Origin of the sequence: Streptomyces sp. NPDC059456 (assembly GCF_042750055.1) — a bacterium.
Lineage (GTDB): Bacteria > Actinomycetota > Actinomycetes > Streptomycetales > Streptomycetaceae > Streptomyces.
In genome coordinates this window covers 1-7,439 of sequence record NZ_JBHYVA010000427.1, presented here as the reverse complement: position 1 = coordinate 7,439, position 7,439 = coordinate 1, and the positions used below count along the sequence as shown (strand labels likewise).

7 protein-coding genes are annotated in these 7,439 nt (G+C 69.2%); 4 read left to right on the top strand and 3 right to left on the bottom strand.

The genetic code is table 11. The features are described 5' to 3' along the window. Nucleotides 1–165: 165 nt before the first annotated feature. Entirely contained in the window at nucleotides 166–687 is a 522-nt protein-coding gene (locus ACFXA3_RS29135; RefSeq protein ID WP_385191499.1) for a DUF4240 domain-containing protein, read from the top strand. Between the two features lie 5 nt (nucleotides 688–692). Here ACFXA3_RS29135 and ACFXA3_RS29130 read toward each other — a convergent pair whose 3' ends face one another. Continuing rightward, entirely contained in the window at nucleotides 693–1,463 is a 771-nt protein-coding gene (locus ACFXA3_RS29130; RefSeq protein WP_054225531.1) for an SDR family NAD(P)-dependent oxidoreductase, read from the bottom strand. A gap of 86 nt (nucleotides 1,464–1,549) precedes the next feature. Between ACFXA3_RS29130 and ACFXA3_RS29125 the strand changes: the two genes are divergently transcribed. Further along, nucleotides 1,550–2,236, top strand: coding sequence for a TetR/AcrR family transcriptional regulator (locus ACFXA3_RS29125; RefSeq protein WP_385191497.1), 687 nt, complete (start codon nucleotides 1,550–1,552; stop codon nucleotides 2,234–2,236). A 356-nt stretch (nucleotides 2,237–2,592) separates the two neighbouring features. Here the strand turns inward: ACFXA3_RS29125 and ACFXA3_RS29120 are convergent, their stop codons facing one another. After that, nucleotides 2,593–4,011 (bottom strand): hypothetical protein, encoded by a 1,419-nt coding sequence (locus ACFXA3_RS29120; RefSeq protein WP_385191495.1) that lies wholly within the window; start codon nucleotides 4,009–4,011, stop codon nucleotides 2,593–2,595. 287 nt (nucleotides 4,012–4,298) lie between these two features. Here ACFXA3_RS29120 and ACFXA3_RS29115 point away from each other — a divergent pair, with 287 nt between their 5' ends. Then, a complete protein-coding gene (locus tag ACFXA3_RS29115) occupies nucleotides 4,299–5,156 on the top strand; it encodes a hypothetical protein (protein WP_385191494.1) in 858 nt (285 codons plus the stop codon). Between the two features lie 83 nt (nucleotides 5,157–5,239). On the opposite strand, the gene glnA is transcribed toward ACFXA3_RS29115, so the two are convergent. After that, on the bottom strand, nucleotides 5,240–6,649 hold the full coding sequence (gene glnA, locus ACFXA3_RS29110) for a type I glutamate--ammonia ligase (RefSeq protein ID WP_385191493.1): 1,410 nt from the start codon (nucleotides 6,647–6,649) through the stop codon (nucleotides 5,240–5,242). A 184-nt stretch (nucleotides 6,650–6,833) separates the two neighbouring features. Here glnA and ACFXA3_RS29105 point away from each other — a divergent pair, with 184 nt between their 5' ends. Further along, a complete protein-coding gene (locus ACFXA3_RS29105; RefSeq protein ID WP_385191491.1) occupies nucleotides 6,834–7,301 on the top strand; it encodes an RDD family protein in 468 nt (155 codons plus the stop codon). Nucleotides 7,302–7,439: the final 138 nt, after the last annotated feature.

The following is a 7,439-nucleotide window of genomic DNA, read 5'->3' as shown; positions in this document are numbered from 1 at the left end:
ACCCTCTCCCCCCACACCCAGCTCGATAGGGTTCTGGGGGGCTGGTTTTTTTTTAACCCCCCCCGCCCGCGGGCGGGGGCCCCCCCCGTCACGGGGGCCGCACCCCGGCCTTTGGCCGTATGAGCGGTGGCGGCGAGGGGGCGCACCCGTGATGCTGGAGCGGTGATGGACGAGACGGAGTTCTGGGAGATCGTCGACCGTACCCGCGAGGCCGCCGAAGGCGACCCCGAGGAGCATGCCGAGCTGCTCGTGGAGCGGCTGGCCCAGCTCGACCCGGACTCCGTCCTGGACTTCGCCCGGCACTTCGAGTCCCGGTACAACCGGGCGTACACGTGGGACCTGTGGGGCGCGGCCTGGGTGTTGCTCGACGGGGCGAGCGACGACGCGTTCGACTACTTCCGGTGCTGGCTGATCGGCCAGGGCCGGGAGGTCTTCGAGGGCGGGGTGCACGATCCGGACGGGCTCGCGGAGCTCCTGGAGGAGTTCGACGAGGAGATCGACGGGGACGGCGAGGAGCTGGGGTACGCGGCCGACGAGGCGTACGAGCAGCTGACCGGGGCGGTGGCGCCCGATCTGGGGATCCCGCTGCAGGCCGCCGAACCGGAGGGCGCCCCGCTGGACTTCGAGAACGAAGCCGTGCTCGCGGAGCGCTTCCCCCGGCTGTGGGACCGTTTCCGCTCCTCGTAGTGCTCCTAGTAGTGCGTGCCGCCGTCGATGCGGATCTCGGTGCCGGTGATGAAGGCGCCGTCCTCGGAGCCCAGCATGGCGACGACGCCGGCGACGGTCTGCGGGCCGGCGAAGCCCTGGCCGATGGCCGGGGCCAGCTTGGCGAACAGGCTCCAGTCGGTGTCCTCGGGCAGGCCGGGGCCGTTGCCCGTGGTCATGCCGCTCTCGATGGAGCCGGGCGCGACGGCGACGAAGCGCAGGCCCTGCTTGCTGTACTCGGCGGCCAGGGCGTGGGTCATGGACTGGATGCCGCCCTTGCTGGCCGCGTAGGCGGACATGTAGGGGTGGGCGAAGGACGCCGAGGTGGAGCTGAAGTTCACGACGACCGGCTGGTCGCCCTCCAGCAGCGCCGGGAGGGACTCGCGGATCACCAGGAAGGTGCCCGTGAGGTTGACCGCGATGACCTTGTTCCAGAAGTCGAGCGTGGTCTGGTGGGTGTGCGCGGAGCGCAGGATGCCGGCCGCGTTGACCAGGACGTCGAGCCCGCCGAGGGACTCCACGGCGGCGGCGACCCCGCTCCGTACGGCCGCCTCGTCGGATATGTCGAGGACGGCGGTGGTGAGCCGGCCGGCGTGCCCGTCGGCGGCGGCCCGGTCGGCGGTCGCTTTCAGGCCGGCTTCGTTGACGTCCACGGTGTGGACGCGGCCGCCCTCGGCGAGGATGCGGTGGACGGTGGCCTGGCCGATGCCGGAGCCGCCGCCGGTGATGAGGACGCGACGTCCTTCGTAACGGTTCATGGGGCGAGCGTATCGAGATCGCGGCACGTTTTGCCAGAGTGTCAAAGCATGCAATCTGTCTCGTTTCCGGGAGGTAGGCTTCACCCGTGAGATCCCCTCGTCCGTACTCTCCCCTGGCGGGTCCCGGAGCCCGGTCGCTGACCGAGCGCCGCAAGGCCGCCACCCAGCTGGACATCGCCCGCGCGGCCTGCGCCCTGTTCGCCGAACACGGCCCCGACGGCACCACCGCCGAGGACATCGCGCACCGCGCCGGAGTGGCGCTGCGCACGTTCTACCGGTACTTCCGCAACAAGCAGGAGGCCGTCGCCCCGCTGCTCGCCGGCGGCGGCGACGCCTGGCGCGCCCTGCTCGCCGAGGAGGACCCCGGCACCCCGCTCGGCGAGGCCCTGGAACGCGCGGTGACCCGCTCGCTCGGCGACTCCCGCACGGTCGAGGAGGGCCTTGAGGTCACCCGCGGCCTGCTCCGCGCGGCCCAGGCCGACGAGGCGCTGCGCGCGGTCTGGTACCGGGTGAACCAGGACTCCGAGGAACGCCTGGTCCCGGTGATCGCCCGGCTGGCCGGCGAGGACGCGGACCCCCTGGGCGTCCGCCTCCTGGCGGCGGCCGCCACGGACGCCATCCGCATCTCCCTGGAGCTCTGGTCGACCACGGACGCCCCGGTCGCGGGCCCCGGCTCCCCCGCGGAACTCGCGGTCCGCTGCCTCCGCGACCTGACGGGCGCAATGCCCCTGCTCCACCGGCCCGGAGGAGCGGCTGCGGCACCGGGAACCTGAGGCCGAGAGGGCCGCCGGGGGCGCTGCTTCACCGTGGATATACGACTCGATGGGCATCGAGCGGTCACTCATCGGTACCCGGTGCGGACGGTTCTCTCCGCATTTCAGGCCGCCAGGGCGTGCCAGCGGGATGAGCTGCTGCGGGCCCGGGCCCGACACTTCGGTCGCCGTTCCCCTGCGGGTCCTCCTGGCAATCATGATCCACCCCGTTGCGCAGTTCGTTCCGCACTTGCCGCCAAGCGCGAATGATCTGCGGAAGCTTCGAAAGCACCTCGCCTACCTGTGTCAGTAGGAGCGTGAGGCAACCGAAGGCGGCAAGGATGACCAGGCTGAGGTTGTCCCAACTCACGGGCGCGCTACCCGAGCAGTGCCTGGCGAGAAATCCAGTCCAGGGCGTCTGCCCCCAGCTGGTCCGGCGCTTCGAGCAACGAGGCTTCCACTGCCGCGAGGTTGGCCAGCGCCTCGGGCGCGCCCGACCGGTCGAGCAGGGCGAGACGTTCCATTGCTGAGGCGACGACGCCGGGCCAGCCTGGCATTCCGAAGTGAGTGGGGGCCTTGAACACGGCCGAAGCGGCCCTGTGCAGCACCCCCGCGCGCCAACCCCGTTCACGCATCACCTCTGCGGTGAACCACACCCGGTCGTCGACGTGTTGGACGAACTCCGCCACGGATTGGGACACCGTCCGAAGCGCGAAGTGCGAGCCCCCGGCCCACGGAAGGTCCACGTCCGAGGCGACGGCCACGAAGGCAAGCAGCACCTCGGGCCCGTCGTCCCGTGCATCCACCAGCGCCGCGCGAGCCCTGCGGTACAGATCGACGCTCTGCGCGAAGATCTCCCCGTCGTTCGGCCCGTCGTCGGCCGCGTGAATCACGTCCATCGGCCCCTCGCGCCAGGCGTCTGCTACCAGGCCGACCGCTGCCGCGCTCACCAGGACGTTCGTGTCGTCCGCGTCGATCCCGAAGTGCGCCAGGATAACGGGGGCCTGCTCCTCGATGTCCGGAAGCGGTGAGTGCTTCTCCTGGGCCTCGGCCCTCCCCAGGAGGGCCGCGAGCCGAGCCGGCAGCGGTTCGGGCTCTGGCTGCTCCACGGTGATGCCGTGCTCCGCCAGATCGTCGAAGACGGCGTCCGGCCCGCAATCGATGTGTGTGGAGTCGTGGCGTCCCGAGCAGGCTTCCGGGCATTCGAACTCCTCGCACATCTCCGGTTCCTCGGGCTGTGCAGCATTGAGAAGGTGATAGGCGAGCCGCTCCGCCACCGCCTCCCGCGCCGCGATCATGGCCAGGTCGAGCCGGAAGGCCTCGTTCTTCAGCTCCGAGTTCTCATGGTCCACAGAAGCGGGAGGCTCTGGCGCGTCCGGGACCCACGCGTACGCGGACTCGAGCGAGATCAGTAGCCAGGCGACGCGCAGCGCCTCGGTATCTGTGCTCCGGACCAGCCCGGTCACGGCCTCAGCGGCCTGCCGCACACTGTCGAGCCGCGCGAGATGGCGTTCACGTACCGGCATCCAGGCCGCGGACTCCGCTCGGGCACGCTCGGCGTCGTGGGTCAGCGCGGCGTCGCGGGTCCGGCGCGCCCGAGTGATCAACCGAGTCAGGCAGGGGCGGCATCCGAACAGCCCGGACGTCGGTGTCGGCCCGAGCGGTACGGCGGCGAGGTTCTCACCGAACGGTTTGTCGCACAGGCAGCAGTCCACGCCTCCCACCTGGCGAGACGTGGGCATGCTGGGCAGCGCGGCGGCGCGAATGGTGTCATGGGCGTAAGCAGGGATGTGCACGCGCGGCAACTCCTCGGGAGAAGGCGCTCCGTCGGCGCCTTCTCTCATGCTCACCTCGCCGGTCGGCCGCGAGTCACGGTTTGGCGGGCGGACCGGCGAACTTGACGAATACTGACTCGGCCCTGGTCTGCGGCTTCTACCGTGTTGGCGGAACTTGACACCCTGAACGGGGAGGAATCCCATTGGTCGCTTCCAGCAGCCCGCCGAGACCGCAAGGCAGGCACCGAGAGTTAGCAGAGGCGCTGCAGGAACTGCACCGCTCGGCGGGCCGTTTGAGCTTCCGGAAGGTGAGCACGCTCATCCGCAGCCGCGAGGACCAATTGTCGGACGCCAGCCATGAGACCGTGCGCTCCGCTGTCAACGGAATACGGGTGCCGCGCTGGGAGACCGTCCACGACATTGTCGTCGTCCTGGCCGGACTGTGCAGCCCGCCCCGGGACGAGGAGTCCGAAACAGCAAGGTTCCTGCCGCTGTGGCGCGCGATCGGTGAAGGGGAATCCGGCGCGCTGAAGTCGTTCCAGGAGCTCGTCAATGGCGGCTGGGGCGGTGAGGACGGCACGTGGACGCCAGAATTGGTCATGGGCATGTTGGTCAACCCTTTCAGCGCCATCGAGATCCATCCCTCGCTCGCCGCCCCGCACGAGCCGTTGGTGCCCGAGGACCAATGGGTCCATGGGATGGTGCGGTTCATCGAGGAGCAGGGAGCCGAATACGCGCTACGGGTCCTGCTGCACACGCTGAAGGGTGACTACGTCGGGGCGGAGGACGGTGCGCCGTTTGGCTACCGCAATCCCGACCGGGAAGCCATGGAGGCGTACGCCGCCTTCCGGTACGGCTGCCAGGAGATTCTGCGGCGACTTGGCCGTGAGCCGAATCTCCTCGCGGAGTCGATCCGCGCCCTGCGCGCCGACGAGACGATGGACCGGGACGACCGGGCAGCGATGCTGGAGAACGAGTCGGACCTGAGTCTGATGCGCGAGGTGATGATCGTGACTCCGGGCACCTGGGACGAGGTGTCGGAGGAGGCTCACCACATGGTCTTCGGCTACCTGATCAAGCAGATCAGCCCGGTGGGTCCGCTCGGGCTTCCGGACGCCGAGCGGTTCCGGATCACCTGGCGCATCCCGGAGTCGCCCGCGGCGTAGCTTCACTCGCTTCCCGCACGAACCTTTACGACGAAGGCCGCCACCCCGGAGTGGGGTGACGGCCTTCGGACGAAATCCTCGACTTAGATGTCGAAGTACATCTCGAACTCGTGCGGGTGCGGGCGCAGGGCGATCGGGGCGATCTCGTGCGTGCGCTTGTAGTCGATCCAGGTCTCGATCAGGTCCGGGGTGAAGACGCCGCCGGCCAGGAGGTACTCGTGGTCGGCCTCCAGGGCCTTGAGGACGTCCTCCAGGCTGGTCGGGACCTGCGGGACGCTCGCGTGCTCGTCGGGCGAGAGCTCGTAGAGGTCCTTGTCGATCGGCTCCATCGGCTCGATCTTGTTCTTCACGCCGTCGAGGCCGGCCAGCAGCAGGGCCGCGAACGCCAGGTACGGGTTCGAGGACGGGTCCGGGGCGCGGAACTCGACGCGCTTGGCCTTCGGGTTCGAGCCGGTGATCGGGATGCGCATGGCGGCGGAGCGGTTGCGCTGCGAGTACACCATGTTGACCGGTGCCTCGAAGCCCGGGACCAGGCGGTGGTACGAGTTCACCGTCGGGTTGGTGAAGGCGAGCAGCGACGGGGCGTGCTTGAGGATGCCGCCGATGTAGTAGCGGGCGGTGTCCGACAGGCCCGCGTAGCCGGCCTCGTCGTAGAACAGCGGCTCGCCGTTCGCCCACAGCGACTGGTGCACGTGCATGCCCGAGCCGTTGTCACCGAAGATCGGCTTCGGCATAAAGGTCGCGGTCTTGCCGTTGCGCCAGGCGACGTTCTTCACGATGTACTTGAAGAGCATCAGGTCGTCGGCCGCGGCCAGCAGCGTGTTGAACTTGTAGTTGATCTCGGCCTGGCCGCCGGTGCCGACCTCGTGGTGCTGGCGCTCGACCTGGAGGCCCTGGGCGTCCAGTTCGAGGGAGATCTCGGCGCGCAGGTCGGCGAAGTGGTCGACCGGGGCGACCGGGAAGTAACCGCCCTTGTAGCGGACCTTGTAGCCGCGGTTGTTCTCCTCGGAACCGGTGTTCCAGGCGCCGGCCTCGGAGTCGATGTGGTAGAAGCCCTCGTTCGCGGAGGTCGCGAAGCGCACGCTGTCGAACACGTAGAACTCGGCCTCGGGGCCGAAGAACGCGGTGTCGGCGATGCCGGTGGAGGCGAGGTACGCCTCGGCCTTCTTCGCGATGTTGCGGGGGTCGCGGCTGTAGGCCTCGCCCGTGATCGGGTCGTGGATGAAGAAGTTGATGTTGAGCGTCTTGTCCTTGCGGAACGGGTCCAGACGCGCGGTGGTGATGTCGGCACGCAGCGCCATGTCGGACTCGTGGATCGCCTGGAAGCCGCGGATCGAGGATCCGTCGAAGGCGAGCTCCTCCGCCGGGTCGAATGCCCGAGCCGGGATGGTGAAGTGCTGCATCACACCAGGCAGGTCGCAGAAGCGGACGTCAACGAACTTGACGTCGTTCTCCTCGATGTACTGCTTCACTTCGTCGGCGTTCTGGAACATCCAACTCCTCCTACTCCCGACCCCGGGGCAGGGCGGGCTTTATAGCTCGTGGTGCGTCAGTGCGGTGCCGCACGCTGACCCGACCATAAGCAGGCGGGATTTCTCAAGCATGACCCATTTGTTTCGCTCAAGTTAACCAGGGTCCCGCGGGAAGGGCGTGGAGCCGCACAGGTACCGTGTTCGGGTGGACAACAGGCAAGCACTCGGATCCTGGCTCTCCGGCCCCCGCGCGGCCGCCGAGGACATGGGCGTCGACTTCGGCTACCCGGGCCAGCGGCTCGGCCTGCCCCGGCAGGGGCCCGGCTCCGCGGCCCGCTTCGGCCGCCGCCTCGGCGGGGTCGCCGTCGACTGGATCGGCTGCCAGCTGATCGCATACGGGCTGATCACCGGCGGCAACCCCACCGCCACGGGCAACTGGACGCTCGCGCTCTTCGTGCTGCTGAGCATCCTCACCGTCGGCACCGTGGGGTTCACCCCCGGGAAGCGGCTCGTGGGCCTGCGGGTCGTCGCGGAGGACGGCGGCCGCCTCGGCTTCGGCCGGGTCGTGCTGCGCACGGTGCTGCTCGCCCTCGTCATCCCGGCGCTGGTCTGGGACCGCGACGGCCGCGGCCTGCACGACCGGCTCTCCCGCGCCGTCCAGGTCCGCATCTGAGACCTCGCACGACAGAACGGCACAGAAGGGGAGCCCCCCGCCCGGACGGGGCGGGGGCGCCCCGTCTGTCGCGGTCTCTTTTAAACAACAGACGCTGCCGACGCATATTATAGTGTATATATCGGTTGTGGCTGGAGG